Raw genomic sequence first — 13,898 nt, 5'->3', positions numbered from 1 at the left:
GATTCCCCTGAGGTGCGTTTTTAACAATCAAAAGCTCTGCGCGTGGTGTTTCATGTGCATTTGTCGCATGCCGAGAATCTTACCGTTTCCCGCATCAATGATCACCATATAACGCGCATCAGGTTTTGTCAGCAGTGCGATATAGACAAGATTTTGTCTCATCACATGGAGTGTGATTTCTTGGCATTGACTGCCTTTTACCTCTTTTAATGCGGCCGCTTTGGCAGCTTCAGGCGTAATGCGCGCAAAAGGTGTAAGGACGCGGTTAAACGCATCGCGAGCAGCCTGCATGGCCTGGGAGACCGTTTCCTGAGGAACTTTCACAGAGCTATCCATCACATTGTGTTCGCGTCCAAAGTGTGTATGCCGCTCTGTCTCTGCAAAGGAAGGAAGCGCTGTTGAGACAGTCAACGCGGCGATAACGGAAAGGCTTGCCGCCATGTGTAGCATCGTTCGTTTTGTGCGGAATGTGTTCGTCATTTTCATTCGTCTTCCTTTCACTTTCGTTTGGATAGCGGTAGGCAGGGGCATTCCCACAGTTTCCCCGAGTTTGGATAAAATACTCCATCGTTCTGCAAGGAAGGCGAAAATGCTGTGATCTCCTGAGAGGCTGAGGATGTATACCACTGAACTCAGTTGTGTTTTGCGCAATGGCGTTGTATACTATCGTTTGTGTTCGTTTTGAGGATCGTAGCTCAATGGGAGAGCACACTGGGTGAATAGATTTGTCTTGGTTGGGTTACCTTTACGTGGGGAATTAGCTCAGTGGTAGAGCACTGCGCTGGCAGCGCAGGGGTCAGGGGTTCAAGTCCCCTATTCTCCACCAACAAACTTGGAGCTGTGGTGTAGTGGCCTAACATGCCTGCCTGTCACGCAGGAGATCGCGGGTTCGAATCCCGTCAGCTCCGCCATGTTCGTTTAAAAAGGGTTGTTCGGGAGCCGTCGCATATGCGCGGCTCCCTCTGTCTACCCTTTTCAGAAAGGGTGATTACCCTGATTCGCTATAAATTCATAGGACATTCCACAGTGCTCGTTGAAGTGGATGGCAAACGTTTTATTACGGACCCGATTGTTTCCAACCGCGCGTTGGTCGTGCGAAGAAAGCGCGCCGCGGGGTATACGGATGAAGATCTGTCCTCTATCGATGTCGTACTGTTGTCCCACGCTCACTGGGATCATTTGGATCGACCAACGCTCAAAAAAATCGCCCGCAAGAGTAAGGCGATTGTGATTTGTCCTCGCGGGCATTTATCTCTGCTTCACGATCTCGGGTTTGTTCACATTCACGAGTTGGGCCGTGATGAAACGATTACGCTTGACGGTTTCACATATAGCCTTACCCCTGTCAATCACAGGGGGAAACGCTGGCTCGAACGGTATCGCTCGTCTGCGGGCATCTTTGTAAACAGCGCGAGCCATCGATTTTGGTTTGCGGGAGATACCGGGTACCGCAGTGACTTTTTAAAAGGCATGCAGGGGACGTCGCCAGATGTCGCGCTGATCCCGATTGGTGCGTATGAACCGCGCGAGTGGTTTCACATGATGCATATGGATCCGGACGATGCGTTAAAAACCTTCGTGGATGTAAAAGCGACCTTCATGTTGCCGATACACTGGGGGGCTTTTAAGCTGACGCGAGAAGAGATTCATGAACCCCCGCTTGTCCTGCGCGAGCTCGCAAAACAGGCGGGGTTGGAAGAGCGAATCTTATGGTTGGAGCCAGGAGATCAGCACGTGTTTAAACAACCAATCCCGCGGTTAGGCGATGACGATCGAAGCCTCGATGAATTGACAAATTCATGAGAATGCGCTATCTTATATAGGTCTTAGCGGCTCGGTAGCTCAGTCGGTAGAGCAGAGGACTGAAAATCCTCGTGTCGGCGGTTCGATTCCGTCCCGAGCCACCATGATGTTGTGCGGAAGTGGCTCAGGGGTAGAGCATCGCCTTGCCAAGGCGAGGGTCGCGGGTTCGAATCCCGTCTTCCGCTCCATATTCGGACTTGAGGAGAATTCACCATTTGGTGAATTCTTTTTGTGTAGCAGTGGAAACGTGCAAGCTTCTCCTTGTTCTGCCGCATAGTTTGTAGAAGTGAGTGTGACAAAGACAGGACGTGGGAATCGATGGCAAAACGAACTGCGAAAGAAAGGGCTCAAATTTCGGCATACACGGCTCGCATGGTTGCTGGTGGACAATGGATGCTGATCATTGGGGCGATTATCGTTGCGATTGGGCTCACCATCAACTCTCGTATGATGAATGAAGAGGCGGCAGAAACGGACTGAGCGATAAATTTTGGTAACAGGGACGATTCTGTGATTTGACCTTAGAAAACATTCTGTGATACTTTAAATTTATACAAGCCGGGGTGGCGGAATGGCAGACGCTGCGGACTTAAAATCCGCTGGGGGAAACCCCGTACGGGTTCAAGTCCCGTCCTCGGCATTGCAGAACATCCGTGCAAGAATGCGGCTTCCTCCGTTTTGGAGAGAGCCGTTTTGGTTTGTCTTGATGAAGGGTTACCTTGCGTGCTGCCGAAATCGCTGCCGAATACATCGTAAGGGATCGGGGCGTTTAAATCACGGAAGCGATTCTTAGATGGTATTGCGTGCTCAGGTCAACGTAGTCACTTTCCATTTGCAACAAGGGGCGCACCGGATCGTGTCGATGAATCAGAAGAATTGTACCGATCCGTCCGTCCGTCAAGATGACGTCGTCCCCAACCAGTGTCTCCATCATGCGCACGAGAAACGTATTTCCGATTTCTGCGTCAAACTTCCCGAACATTCCAGACTGTAGCTCGTCAAGCACTTGATAGAGTGGCAGTTCGTCGTGGTAAATCCGTTTTGAACTCATGGCGTGAAAAACATCGGCAATGGACACAATCCGCGCAAAAAGCGAAATTTGATTTGATGCGAGGTGTAGCGGATAGCCTGTACCGTCCATGCGCTCATGGTGCTGGAGTGCAACCAGTGCTTGTCTGTGGGATGCGCCCACCGTTTCTTTGAGCATCTGGTAGCCGTAGATGGTGTGCTTTTGCATTTCCGCATACTCTTCTTGCGTAAGTCTTCCGGGCTTGTTGAGGATATCATCTGACACGCGCATTTTACCGATATCGTGAAGGGTCGCGGCGAGCGTGATGGACGCGAGATCGGAGTCGCCCACACCCATCCACGTCGCAATCAGCGTAGACAAGATACTGACAGCCACACTGTGCCGAATGGTATAGTCATCTTTTGCCTGAAGCGCCTGAAGAAGTTTGTTCAGGGTGGGGTTTGCGCTTATCTCACGTACCATGGGACAGAATCTACGCTGCACTTCGTCGAGTGGAATGCGGTTGTGATGGCGCGCGTAGCGAAAGATTTCTTGAAGTTGAATCGTTGCCTCATTAACAGTTTTTTGATAATTGAATGGATCGGGGTCGTCTCTTCTGCTCTGATAGAGCACAGGGTGCTTCATCGCTTTGCGAATATCGTCCTCATCGAGCACTTTGTCTCGTGGAAGGACGATTGACCCGTACTGGCTGATCATGTCATCTTTTAATACTTTACCGATTAGAAGCCGCAAAAAATTAGGGTCCGTTTTCATAGGGGATCACGCTTTCCGAATCAGAAGTTTTCTTGTAATTCGAGCCTCATGTATATACGTGTAGGGGATGATAAATTCTTGGCTGTCGGTAAACGGTCTAAGCTCTGAAAATCAAACGAATCTTAGATCATCTTACCATTTCATCCTACAATTTTACATCTTTTTTGCGAGAATCTGTCCTATGCATGAGATCTGTTATTTTGAGTGGCCATCTGATTTTTCATGAATTCAAGCACCTTGCGATCAATGATTGCATCTTCACACCAGCGCTCGTCAAAGTTTTCGGTGCCGATGTAGGAGAACAGCGCTTTTTTTACTGCGTCCATGTCGTGGTCTCCGGCAGGGAGGTATCCTAGGGCGCACAGTGTGACGATCACTTCCTCCAGGTGTTCTCCTGTGAGTGGGAGACGGTCTTCTTCGCGTGTCCGTTCGAAATAGAGTCTGTGCAGTGTGAGCAGGCGCGCGAGTTCGGCGATGGGCTGATCGTGATCGTCAACGCGCAGATCGATCGCGCGATCATTAAATCCGCCGTATCCACCGTTTTCTTTTACAATCAATAGCGACGCAGATTGCATGCCGCGTCGATCTCCGCCCGCCTCTTGGCCCGCCGCAAGTGCTGCGATCAATCGTTCGGAGAGTGGTCCTTTTGAGGCGCGAAACGATTCGGCGATAGCCTCGACGACGCCAGGGCCGTGAAGGGTGTTGCCTTGTGCTGCGAATCCGTGTTCAGCAATGCCACCCGCATACGGAAAACAGTCTTTTCCTGTGAATGTCGCGCTTTGCCCGCGGGCATTCACGATCCCAACCTGCCGCAATTCGCGCGCGGGGTCATCGCGCAGGAGATCCGCGAGTACGTCAGCAGGCGAGTTTCCAAGCTTTAACGCGGCGAGGCCGCGGGGGCCAAACGATGTGTTGGCAAATGACTGTGTGGCGATGGCGCCCGCATCTGCATTGGCAGATGGAACCACTGCGCCAACGGCCAAAAATTTCGATTGGACGGCAACGCCGATCTCGGCGGTCGCTTCATCGTAAGCGACGATGGAGAACGTGGAGACCAAGGGGATTTCGTTGTGTCGCATGATACGTTTCAATGTACTCACTCCTAAGATTCACTTCGTTATGACATGTAGTATAGTGGGTCACGTAAGCGATGGCTAGATCGTGAACGAAGGAGGCATTCGATACAGTCATGAATCGACAAGTGGTGCTCGCAAAACGCCCCAAAGGCTTGCCGCAAGAGGATTCATTTGCATGGCGTGAAGAGGCAATACCGACACCGAGCGAGGGCGAGGTGGTTGTGCGAACAGTCTATCTATCCGTCGACCCCTATATGCGCGGGCGGATGAATGACACCAAATCCTACGTTCCGCCGTTTGCGCTCGACGAGGTTTTGCAGGGAGGTGTTGTCGGTCGCGTCGTGGCATCACGTCACAATGCGTTTGAAGAAGGTGACATGGTTCTTGGCATGCTCGGTTGGCAAGACTATTCACGCGTGAATGGCAAACACCTGCGCAAACTTGATCCGTCACTTGCGCCGCCGAGCACGGCGCTTGGCGTCCTTGGCATGCCGGGACTCACCGCGTATTGCGGCCTTTTAAAGATTGGCGAGCCAAAAGCGGGAGAAACGGTTGTCGTCTCTGGCGCGGCGGGTGCGGTTGGCATGCTGGTTGGACAGATCGCCAAGTTAAAAGGGTGCCGCGTCGTTGGGATCGCCGGTAGTGATGAGAAAAACGAGTATCTCAAAAACGTGTGTGGGTTTGATGAAACGATCAATTATAAAACGGAATCCTCGATGCGCGACGCACTTAGGCGGGTGTGCAAGGATGGCGTTGACGTCTATTTTGACAACGTGGGCGGTTCCATTAGCGATGATGTCTTGCTGCTGATAAACAAAGGGGCGCGCATCATTCTGTGCGGACGGATCGCAGAGTACAATCTGGAGAAACCTGATCTTGGCCCGCGTCCGCAGACACTCCTGTTGATTCGCAGCGCGCTCATGAAAGGGTTCATCGTGAATGACTACGCGCATTGTCACGACGAGGCGCTGCGTGAACTGGCGACGTGGTACCGGGAAGGGCAGCTCAAAAACAGAGAGACGATCGTGCAAGGCCTCGAACACGCGGTGGACGCGTTTCTTGGATTGTTTCGCGGGGATAACATCGGTAAACAATTGGTGCAAGTCTCAGAGATCTAGGAAGATCGCGAGAGGGGATCGCTCTGGCGCGGCGCAAAAAAACTTGCTGTCCGCGCCTCCTGCTTATTTGTTTAGCCAGGTGAGTGCGTCTGGCAACTGGGATTGCCAGAATCCCCACAAATGCTGACCGGGCGCCTCGCGATACGTCACGTTTGCGCCTTGCGCCCGCAGACGCGACGCGGCGACGCGGCTGGCCTCAAGGAAGTCGTATGTTCCTGTCGGCGTCTTTACCTCAGTCTCTTGCTCCCCGACACACATCCAGTACGCTCCGGATGATAAAAGGAGCGCATTGCGATCGATTGCGCGAAGGACGTCTTCGTAAAACGCCCCTGAAAAAAGCAACATTTTGGTAAATGCTTCATCGTCGTGCGCGACAATGCGCAAAGTGGCTGCGGCACCGAGTGAGACACCTGCCATATAGCGGGATGTCTGATCGATTGCGTAGAGATTTTCGATGAAAGGAACGCATTCGTTTAGGACAAACTCACCATACGCAGCGCTACGCACCCCGTGATACGCATAGTCGTCTGTTCGATGAGCGGGGTTGACCGCCATCCCCACGATGTACATCGGCTGGAGTTGTCCGCTTGTGATCAGGCGATGCGCAATGGTTGCAATTCTCCCGTGTGTAAAAAATTCCCGTCCATCGTGGCAGTAAAGGATGGGGTGTTTTGTATCCTCTCCATCTGGTGGAATGTAAACCTTCAAATCACGCGCTTCGTTTAACGCTTGACTGGTGATGGTGTGCGAGACCACTTTCCTTGCCAATCCGTCATTTTGAGCCATTTTCCTCACGCCTTTAAAAAGATATTCGCAAGATTACCTGAACTGTATTATACTATGATCATCATCTGTTTCACACGATGGAAAATCCGAAGACGTTGGGGTGATTTCCCTTGAGTTCAGTACTTAACGCGCCAAACGACATGCTTCAGATTCTCGATGTGGATGGGCATGTCGTCAACGAAGAGCAATTGCCGAAGCTCTCGCATGAAGAACTTCGCGCCATGATGCGCAAAATGGTGTTTACTCGCATCTGGGATCAACGAGCGATTAAACTGACGCGCCAGGGGCGTCTTGGCTTTTATGCACCTGTCGCAGGTCAAGAAGCATCCATGATCGGCAGTGAGGCGGCTACATTGAAAGAAGATTTTCTGTTGCCGAGTTACCGCGATGTGCCGCAGGCTGTCTGGCACGGATGGCCGATGTATCAAGCGTTTCTTTATTCGCGCGGACATGTTCACGGCGGTCAGATGCCGGAAGGTGTCAATGTCTTGATGCCGCAAATCATTATCGGCGCGCAGATTGTACAGGCGGCAGGCGTGGCGCTCGCGTTTAAATTGCGGCGTGAAAACCGGGTGGCCATAACGTACATCGGCGACGGTGGCACATCTCAGGGCGACTTTTATGAAGGTATCAACTTTGCTGGAGCCTATCAAGCGCCAGCCGTCTTTATTATTCAAAACAATCAATTTGCAATTTCTGTGCCTGTTCATCTTCAAACAGCTGCCGAGACGCTCGCGCAAAAGGCGGCCGCCGCCGGCATTCCGAGTGAGCGCGTCGATGGCATGGACGTTTTGGCGGTTTATTCGGCGACCAAACGGGCGGTTGAGCGCGCGCGGGCGGGTGAGGGCCCGACGCTGATTGAATCGATGACGTTTCGCTTTGGCCCGCACACGATGAGTGGCGATGACCCGACGCGCTATCGGAGCAAAGAACTTGAAGAGGCGTGGCAAAAACGTGATCCACTGGTGCGTTTTCGCTCGTATCTCGAAGGGCAAAACCTTTGGAGTCAAGCGGATGAAGAAGCGGTGATTGAAGAGGCGAAGACAGCTGTGAATGAGGCGCTCGCCAAAGCGGATGCGCAGCCAAAGATGACTGTTCCGGAACTGATTGATGCGATGTTTGAACAATTGCCAGACGACTTGCGCGCACAGCGTGCTGAGTTCGTGAAGTGAGGAGGAAACTTTCGTGGCACAGATGACGATGATTCAAGCGGTCACCAGCGCGCTTGACAATGAGCTTGCGCGCGATTCAAACGTGCTTTTGTTCGGAGAGGACGTCGGTCAGAGCGGGGGCGTTTTTCGAGCGACGGACGGATTGCAAAAAAAGTACGGAGATCAACGGGTGTTTGACACACCACTCGCCGAGTCGGGTATTGCAGGATTGGCGACAGGACTCGCATTGCAAGGGTTTCGCCCGATTGCAGAAATTCAGTTTTTCGGGTTTGTCTTTGAAGCCATGGATGAAATCGCAGGGCAGGCTGCGCGCATGCGCTTTCGTTCAGGTGGACGCTACACATCGCCGATCGTCTATCGCGCGCCGTTTGGCGGCGGCGTAAAGACGCCGGAGATGCACGCTGACAGTCTTGAGGGACTTCTCATGCAAACGCCTGGCTTAAAGGTGGTTATTCCCTCCAATCCGTATGACGCAAAGGGTCTGCTCATTTCCGCGATTCGCGACAATGATCCAGTGTTTTTTTTGGAGCACATGAAGCTCTATCGCTCCATGCGCGTGGAAGTACCCGAAGAGGCGTACACATTGCCACTCGGAAAAGCGGCCGTCGTTCGTCCCGGCAAAGATCTGACGGTTATTGCCTATGGCGCGATGGTTCACACAGCGCTTAAAGCGGCGGATCAATGGTCGAAACAAAAGGGCGTCGAGGCGGAGATCATCGATTTGCGCACGATCAGTCCGATTGATATTGAAACGATTGTCGAGTCAATTAAAAAAACGCACCGTGCCGTCGTTTTGCAAGAGGCACAGCGCACGGCTGGCGCAGGGGCGGAGATTGTCGCGCAAATCAATGAGCATGCAATTTACCATCTTGAAGGACCGGTCAAACGCATTACAGCGCCTGACACGATCTATCCGTTTGCGCAAATTGAAGAAGAGTGGCTTCCCAGCACGGAGCGTGTGCTGACAGGTTTTGAAGCGGCACTCGCACTTTAAGAAGGGGGAAGCGAAGTGGCAATCTATGAATTGCGGTTTCCCGAATTGGGTGAGGGACTGCACGAAGGTCGTATTGAAAAATGGATTGTAAAACCAGGAGACGTAGTCAAAGAAGATGATCCGATCGCGGAAGTTGAGAATGACAAGTCGATGGTTGAATTGCCCAGTCCGATTGATGGGAAAGTTGTTGCGATAAACGTAGAAGCGGGCACAACGGTTGTGGTTGGTGATTTGATCCTGACGTTTGAAGTCGAGGGAGCCGCTGCAGAATCGTCTGTTCGCGAGACGGAACAAGCCGTAGCTGAACCTGTGCAAGCCTCGACGCAAGTGGCGCCTGCAGCCGACGCCACAGTACACGCTGCGGCTATTCAAGCGACTGGCGTGACCGCGCAGCAAAGTTCTTCATCGCAAGAGATTCTTGCCGCGCCGTCTGTGCGCAAGTTTGCGCGTGAGTCTGGCGTCTTTTTAGGAAACGTCATTCCAACGGGAGCAAACGGAAAGATCCTTCGCGCGGACGTGGAGCGGTTTCTTGCGGGGGGTGACCACGAAAAAGGCGAATCCGCTGAAGCAGCGCTGATCGATCCTTCGCACGCGACAGAAGCGGCGCAAATCGCGTCTGTTGCGTCTGATTCTGTGACTTCGCGACAAGGTGCGGCGCTGGAAGAACGCGTACCGCTGACGACGATTCGAAAGTTGATCGCCCAGGCGATGGTGCGCTCAAAGCATACGGCACCTCACGTGACGGTGCTCGACGAAGTGGATGTGACTGAACTCGTTCAACTGCGCGAGGAATTAAAACCTTTGGCGCAGGAACGCGGCACAAAGATCACGTATTTGCCGTTCATCGTGAAAGCGCTGGTTGCGGCGATAAGACGCTATCCCGCGCTCAATGCAACGCTCGATGAAGACCGGCAGGAACTCGTCCTGAAAAAGGAATACCACATCGGCATCGCAACCGATACGGAGCGCGGGTTACTGGTTCCAGTCGTCCGCCACGCAGATCAAAAGAACATGTGGATCATTGCGCAAGAGATCTCCGAACTAGCCGCGCGCGGTCGCGCAGGAAAGCTCGGTCCAAACGAGATGAAAGGAAGCACCATCTCGATTACAAACATCGGATCGGCGGGTGGGCTATTCTTCACACCGATCATTAACTACCCGGAAGTGGCGATTCTTGGCGTTGGCAGAATCACGGAGAAGCCAGTCATCAAACAGGGACAGATTGTTCCGGCGCATGTCATGGCGCTCTCACTCAGTTTTGACCACCGCATTATTGACGGCGTTTTGGGGCAACAGACCATGAATGAGATAAAACGATTGCTGGAAAATCCCCGTTTGCTTTTGATGGAGGTGTAAGGAATGGTTGTCGGAGAATTGACAGAGGAAGTCGACGTATTGGTTATCGGTGCGGGACCTGGCGGCTATGTGGCCGCCATTCGCGCCGCTCAGTTGGGAAAGACGGTCACTGTAGTCGACAAGGCGGATCTTGGCGGTGTATGCCTCAATCGCGGATGTATCCCCTCAAAGGCACTCATTTCTGCGGCGCACCACTACGAGGCGGCAAGCGCATCACCCTATCCGGGAATTGAAACCACGGCGAAGCTTGATTATACAAAGGTTCAGGCGTGGAAGCAGAGTGTGGTTGATAAAATGACGGGCGGCGTAAAAACGCTGCTCAAAGGTAATAAGGTCAATGTGATTCAGGGTGAAGTCTTTTTTTCAAAACCTGATGAAGCGCGTGTCATGACGGAGACAGAAGGACACAGTTATCGCTTTAATCACTGCATTATCGCGACGGGGTCGCGGCCGATCGAACTGCGCTCAATTCCCTTTTCAAAACGGGTCATCTCATCGGATGAGGCACTCTCGCTCGACCAAGTTCCGGAGAGCTTGATCGTGATTGGCGGTGGGTACATCGGCATTGAACTCGGACAAACATTCGCGAAATTTGGTGCGAACGTGACGATCCTGGAAGGCACGGATTCGATTTTGCCACTGTTTGAACCACAATTGTCACGCCTTGTTCAGCGAAACTTGAAGAAGTATAACGTAAACGTCGTGACAAAGGCGATGGCGAAAAGTGTTGAGGAAGATGAAACGGGCGTGACGCTCACGTATGCGCTTGGTGAAGAGACGCACACCGTTCGCGCCTCGTTTGTACTTGTTACCGTTGGGCGTCGCCCGAATACGGAAGAGCTCGGTCTCGACACGATCGGAGTCAAGTTGACGGATAAAGGGTTAATCGATGTAGACGAAAAATGCCGTACAAACATACCGAACATTTATGCGATCGGGGACATCGTTCCGGGTGCCGCGCTCGCGCACAAAGCTTCGTATGAAGGAAAGGTTGCGGCAGAAGTGATTGCAGGTCACGAGAGTGCCGTCGACTATCGCTGCATCCCTGCTGTCGTATTCTCTGATCCGGAGATTGCGACGGTCGGACTCAGTGAGACGGATGCGAAAGCAGAAAACAGGGATGTCTCCGTCGGCCGTTTTCCGTATGCGGCAAACGGCCGCGCCGTCGCGCTGAATGCTGACGAAGGGTTCGTCAAACTGATTGCCGATAAACAGAGTGGATTGTTACTTGGTGCGCAAGTGATTGGAACGGAGGCTTCTAACCTGATTGCGGAGCTGGCGCTCGCCATTGAACTCGGCGCGACGCTCGAAGATGTTGCGCTCACGATTCACGCGCACCCGACGCTTGGCGAGATGGTGATGGAGTCGGCAGAAGTTGCGGTCGGATCGCCGATTCACGTGGTTGTGCGCTAATTTTTTGCTAATGTCTTATAACACGGTTGATAGACTGTAACCTCGCGGTGGGAATGGCGCTACGCATGCACTCTTAGTAGGAGATTCACATGCAGGTTGTTCGGCGGGAAAGGGAGATATGCATGAGTGTTCAGCACACTGCGGGAACGAGCCTGATTTTGCGCCTGGAACTTGAGAATTCAATCGCTACATTTGGTCAATTGGCCAAAACGATTGGTGAAAATGGCGGAGATATTGTCGCGGTTGACCTGATTTCAGCGACGAAAACGACTGCGGTTCGCGACATGACGGTGCAGGCGTTTGATCGCGCGCACGGTGAACAAATTGTAAAAGAACTTCACGCACTTCCCGGAGTAAAAGTGGTCAACGTATCGGATCGTACCTTTCTCCTGCACCTCGGTGGTAAGATTGAGATTCAGGCGAAGTCGCCCGTCAAAAACCGTGACGACCTCTCGCGGGTCTACACACCGGATGTCGCGCGCGTGTGTCAGGCGATTCACGCTGACCCGCAAAAGGCGTACACGCTAACGATCAAACGCAACACCGTGGCCATCGTGACCGACGGCACGGCCGTTCTCGGACTCGGCGACATCGGCGCCGCGGCGTCTGTTCCTGTCATGGAAGGTAAGGCGATGCTCTTTAAACAGTTTGCTGACGTGGATGCGTTTCCCATTTGTCTTGACACCAAAGATACGGAAGAGATCATTCGCATCGTGCGCGCCATCGCCCCCGTTTTTGGCGGAATCAACCTTGAAGATATCGGTTCGCCGCGCTGTTTTGAGATTGAGGATCGCTTGCGCGATGAACTTGATATTCCTGTATTCCACGATGACCAGCACGGCACGGCCGTCGTCCTTTTGGCCGGGTTCTTAAACGCGATCAAAATCGTTCAGAAACCGATCGAAGCAGTGCGCGTCGTCGTGACAGGCATTGGCGCAGCGGGTGTCGCCTGCACGAAAATGCTGATTGCCGCCGGTGTGACGAACATTGTTGGCGTCGATCGAAATGGGATCATCTCGAACAAGAATGAGTATGACAATGTCGCTTGGGATTGGTATGCAAAAAATACCAACGCGGCAGGTGTGACGGGCAGTCTAGCTGACGCGATTCGCGACGCAGACGTATTTATTGGCCTTTCGGGGCCAGGTGTCTTGACGGTCGATCACTTGAAGATGATGAACCGCGACCCCATCGTGTTTGCGATGGCGAACCCGATGCCGGAAATTGAGCCGGAAGTCGCTGAGCCGTTTGTGCGCGTCATGGCGACAGGTCGCTCGGATTATCCGAATCAGATCAACAACGTGTTGTGCTTCCCAGGGATTTTTCGAGGTGCGCTCGACTGCCGGGCAGCGGAGATCAACGAACCGATGAAACTGGCGGCAGCGCGCGCGATTGCGGCGATTGTGACAGAGGATGAACTGAATGAGAATTACATCATTCCGAGCGTCTTTAACAAGCGTGTGGCAAAAGCTGTCAGTCGTGCGGTGGTTGAGGCAGCCATCGCGAGTGGGGTCGCGCGCAGGGAGCGACTCGATGGGAGCTACGCTTCACAGTCCTAACCCAGGAGGGCGCCAAGGTGCAATTGACGAGTGAATGGATCGTATACGGGGAGAATGGGAAGTACACAGGATTGCTTCAATACCCGCGACGCGCGCAGACCCCGCTGCCGACGCTTGTGATCATTCAGGAGATTTGGGGCGTTGACGCGCACATTGAGGATGTCGCGGCGCGTTTTGCTGAGGCGGGCTACGCGACGTTTGCGCCGGATCTGTACGCAGTGGAAGGAGAGCGGCCGGAGGTCTTGACGCGCGAGCGAATTGACGCGGTTAAATCCTTTTTAGACACGCTCCCGTCGACTGCGTGGCACAGCGCAGAAGAGCGTCAGAAGGCGCTTGATCGCTTGCCTTCTCCAGGTCGGGAAACCGTGCAGGAGACGTTTTCCAAACTCTTCTCTGGACTCAATTTGGAGCTCTATATGGATCAGATGCTTGAGACAACATCGTACCTGCGCAGTGACGCTTGCGCGGTGAGCAACGGTTCGGTCGGTTCTGTTGGCTTCTGCATGGGGGGTGCGCTTTCAGCGCTCTTGGCTTGCCGCGACAGCGCGTTACAGGGTGCCGCCGTCTTTTACGGTACGTCTCCGACGGCCGACAATGTCGCGCAAGGAAGCTGCCCGATCATCGGCTTTTATGGAAGCCTCGACCCGCGCATTACAGACGGTGTTAAAGCGTTTACTGCCGCGATGAGAGACGTTTCAAGACCGTTTGAATCCCATGTATACGAAGGTGCGCAGCACGCCTTTTTTAATGATACGCGCGCGAGCTATCACAGTGACGCAGCGCGCCACGCCTTTGCGACAACACTCGATTTCTTTTTGCGTAACATCGCGCAGTGACC

Annotated in this window: 13 protein-coding genes and 5 tRNA genes; 14 read left to right on the top strand and 4 right to left on the bottom strand. The window is 53.1% G+C overall.

The window, feature by feature from the left end:
• Positions 1–27 precede the first annotated feature (27 nt).
• The gene (locus AYW79_RS07205) at positions 28–480 is read right to left on the bottom strand and encodes a PepSY domain-containing protein (RefSeq protein ID WP_197460920.1); all 453 of its coding nucleotides are present in this window, start codon (positions 478–480) and stop codon (positions 28–30) included.
• Between the two features lie 271 nt (positions 481–751).
• Here AYW79_RS07205 and AYW79_RS07200 point away from each other — a divergent pair.
• The 7 genes from AYW79_RS07200 (at position 752) to AYW79_RS07175 (ending at position 2,443) form a co-directional block, all read left to right on the top strand.
• Positions 752–826: transfer RNA gene (locus tag AYW79_RS07200), tRNA-Ala, on the top strand.
• Between the two features lie 8 nt (positions 827–834).
• Positions 835–911: transfer RNA gene (locus AYW79_RS07195), tRNA-Asp, on the top strand.
• A gap of 37 nt (positions 912–948) precedes the next feature.
• Positions 949–1,803 (top strand): MBL fold metallo-hydrolase, encoded by an 855-nt coding sequence (locus tag AYW79_RS07190; protein ID WP_067563836.1) that lies wholly within the window; start codon positions 949–951, stop codon positions 1,801–1,803.
• Between the two features lie 28 nt (positions 1,804–1,831).
• A tRNA-Phe gene (locus AYW79_RS07185) sits at positions 1,832–1,907 on the top strand.
• Positions 1,908–1,916: 9 nt separating this feature from the next.
• Positions 1,917–1,991: transfer RNA gene (locus AYW79_RS07180), tRNA-Gly, on the top strand.
• Positions 1,992–2,121: 130 nt separating this feature from the next.
• Positions 2,122–2,283 (top strand): hypothetical protein, encoded by a 162-nt coding sequence (locus AYW79_RS15510; RefSeq protein WP_156481779.1) that lies wholly within the window; start codon positions 2,122–2,124, stop codon positions 2,281–2,283.
• A gap of 77 nt (positions 2,284–2,360) precedes the next feature.
• A tRNA-Leu gene (locus AYW79_RS07175) sits at positions 2,361–2,443 on the top strand.
• Positions 2,444–2,572: 129 nt separating this feature from the next.
• Here AYW79_RS07175 and AYW79_RS07170 read toward each other — a convergent pair.
• The gene (locus AYW79_RS07170; protein ID WP_067563834.1) at positions 2,573–3,586 is read right to left on the bottom strand and encodes an HD-GYP domain-containing protein; all 1,014 of its coding nucleotides are present in this window, start codon (positions 3,584–3,586) and stop codon (positions 2,573–2,575) included.
• A 179-nt stretch (positions 3,587–3,765) separates the two neighbouring features.
• Positions 3,766–4,665, bottom strand: coding sequence for a DUF1028 domain-containing protein (locus AYW79_RS07165; RefSeq protein WP_067563885.1), 900 nt, complete (start codon positions 4,663–4,665; stop codon positions 3,766–3,768).
• Positions 4,666–4,775: 110 nt separating this feature from the next.
• Here AYW79_RS07165 and AYW79_RS07160 point away from each other — a divergent pair, with 110 nt between their 5' ends.
• The gene (locus AYW79_RS07160; RefSeq protein WP_067563831.1) at positions 4,776–5,780 is read left to right on the top strand and encodes an NADP-dependent oxidoreductase; all 1,005 of its coding nucleotides are present in this window, start codon (positions 4,776–4,778) and stop codon (positions 5,778–5,780) included.
• A 63-nt stretch (positions 5,781–5,843) separates the two neighbouring features.
• On the opposite strand, the gene AYW79_RS07155 is transcribed toward AYW79_RS07160, so the two are convergent.
• Positions 5,844–6,566 (bottom strand): alpha/beta hydrolase, encoded by a 723-nt coding sequence (locus AYW79_RS07155; protein ID WP_067563827.1) that lies wholly within the window; start codon positions 6,564–6,566, stop codon positions 5,844–5,846.
• A 140-nt stretch (positions 6,567–6,706) separates the two neighbouring features.
• Here AYW79_RS07155 and pdhA point away from each other — a divergent pair, with 140 nt between their 5' ends.
• The 6 genes from pdhA to AYW79_RS07125 all read left to right on the top strand — a co-directional run bounded on the left by pdhA (position 6,707) and on the right by AYW79_RS07125 (position 13,896).
• The gene (gene pdhA / locus AYW79_RS07150) at positions 6,707–7,738 is read left to right on the top strand and encodes a pyruvate dehydrogenase (acetyl-transferring) E1 component subunit alpha (RefSeq protein WP_067563882.1); all 1,032 of its coding nucleotides are present in this window, start codon (positions 6,707–6,709) and stop codon (positions 7,736–7,738) included.
• Positions 7,739–7,751: 13 nt separating this feature from the next.
• Positions 7,752–8,732, top strand: a complete 981-nt coding sequence (locus tag AYW79_RS07145) for an alpha-ketoacid dehydrogenase subunit beta (RefSeq protein WP_067563826.1) — start codon at positions 7,752–7,754, stop codon at positions 8,730–8,732.
• 15 nt (positions 8,733–8,747) lie between these two features.
• Positions 8,748–10,088: a dihydrolipoamide acetyltransferase family protein gene (locus AYW79_RS07140; RefSeq protein ID WP_067563823.1), complete on the top strand. Its 1,341-nt coding sequence runs from the start codon at positions 8,748–8,750 to the stop codon at positions 10,086–10,088.
• 3 nt (positions 10,089–10,091) lie between these two features.
• Complete coding sequence (gene lpdA / locus AYW79_RS07135; RefSeq protein WP_067563821.1) at positions 10,092–11,501, top strand: dihydrolipoyl dehydrogenase; 1,410 nt, start codon at positions 10,092–10,094, stop codon at positions 11,499–11,501.
• 122 nt (positions 11,502–11,623) lie between these two features.
• The gene (locus AYW79_RS07130) at positions 11,624–13,060 is read left to right on the top strand and encodes an NAD-dependent malic enzyme (RefSeq protein WP_067563818.1); all 1,437 of its coding nucleotides are present in this window, start codon (positions 11,624–11,626) and stop codon (positions 13,058–13,060) included.
• 17 nt (positions 13,061–13,077) lie between these two features.
• The gene (locus tag AYW79_RS07125) at positions 13,078–13,896 is read left to right on the top strand and encodes a dienelactone hydrolase family protein (protein WP_067563813.1); all 819 of its coding nucleotides are present in this window, start codon (positions 13,078–13,080) and stop codon (positions 13,894–13,896) included.
• Positions 13,897–13,898 lie beyond the last annotated feature (2 nt).

The sequence above is a fragment of the Ferroacidibacillus organovorans genome, assembly GCF_001642725.1.
Lineage (GTDB): Bacteria > Bacillota > Bacilli > Alicyclobacillales > SLC66 > Ferroacidibacillus > Ferroacidibacillus organovorans.
Note: the sequence above shows the minus strand (reverse complement) of the source record. Positions and strands in the feature narration are given on the sequence as shown.

Bases quoted from the DNA above. Each gene is read 5' to 3' on its own strand.
- AYW79_RS07205 (WP_197460920.1), bottom strand. From the start codon at position 480: ATGACGAACACATTCCGCACAAAACGAACGATGCTACACATGGCGGCA.
- AYW79_RS07190 (WP_067563836.1), top strand. From the start codon at position 949: ATGCGCGGCTCCCTCTGTCTACCCTTTTCAGAAAGGGTGATTACCCTG.
- AYW79_RS15510 (WP_156481779.1), top strand. From the start codon at position 2,122: ATGGCAAAACGAACTGCGAAAGAAAGGGCTCAAATTTCGGCATACACG.
- AYW79_RS07170 (WP_067563834.1), bottom strand. From the start codon at position 3,586: ATGAAAACGGACCCTAATTTTTTGCGGCTTCTAATCGGTAAAGTATTA.
- AYW79_RS07165 (WP_067563885.1), bottom strand. From the start codon at position 4,665: ATGCGACACAACGAAATCCCCTTGGTCTCCACGTTCTCCATCGTCGCT.
- AYW79_RS07160 (WP_067563831.1), top strand. From the start codon at position 4,776: ATGAATCGACAAGTGGTGCTCGCAAAACGCCCCAAAGGCTTGCCGCAA.
- AYW79_RS07155 (WP_067563827.1), bottom strand. From the start codon at position 6,566: ATGGCTCAAAATGACGGATTGGCAAGGAAAGTGGTCTCGCACACCATC.
- pdhA (WP_067563882.1), top strand. From the start codon at position 6,707: ATGCTTCAGATTCTCGATGTGGATGGGCATGTCGTCAACGAAGAGCAA.
- lpdA (WP_067563821.1), top strand. From the start codon at position 10,092: ATGGTTGTCGGAGAATTGACAGAGGAAGTCGACGTATTGGTTATCGGT.
- AYW79_RS07130 (WP_067563818.1), top strand. From the start codon at position 11,624: ATGAGTGTTCAGCACACTGCGGGAACGAGCCTGATTTTGCGCCTGGAA.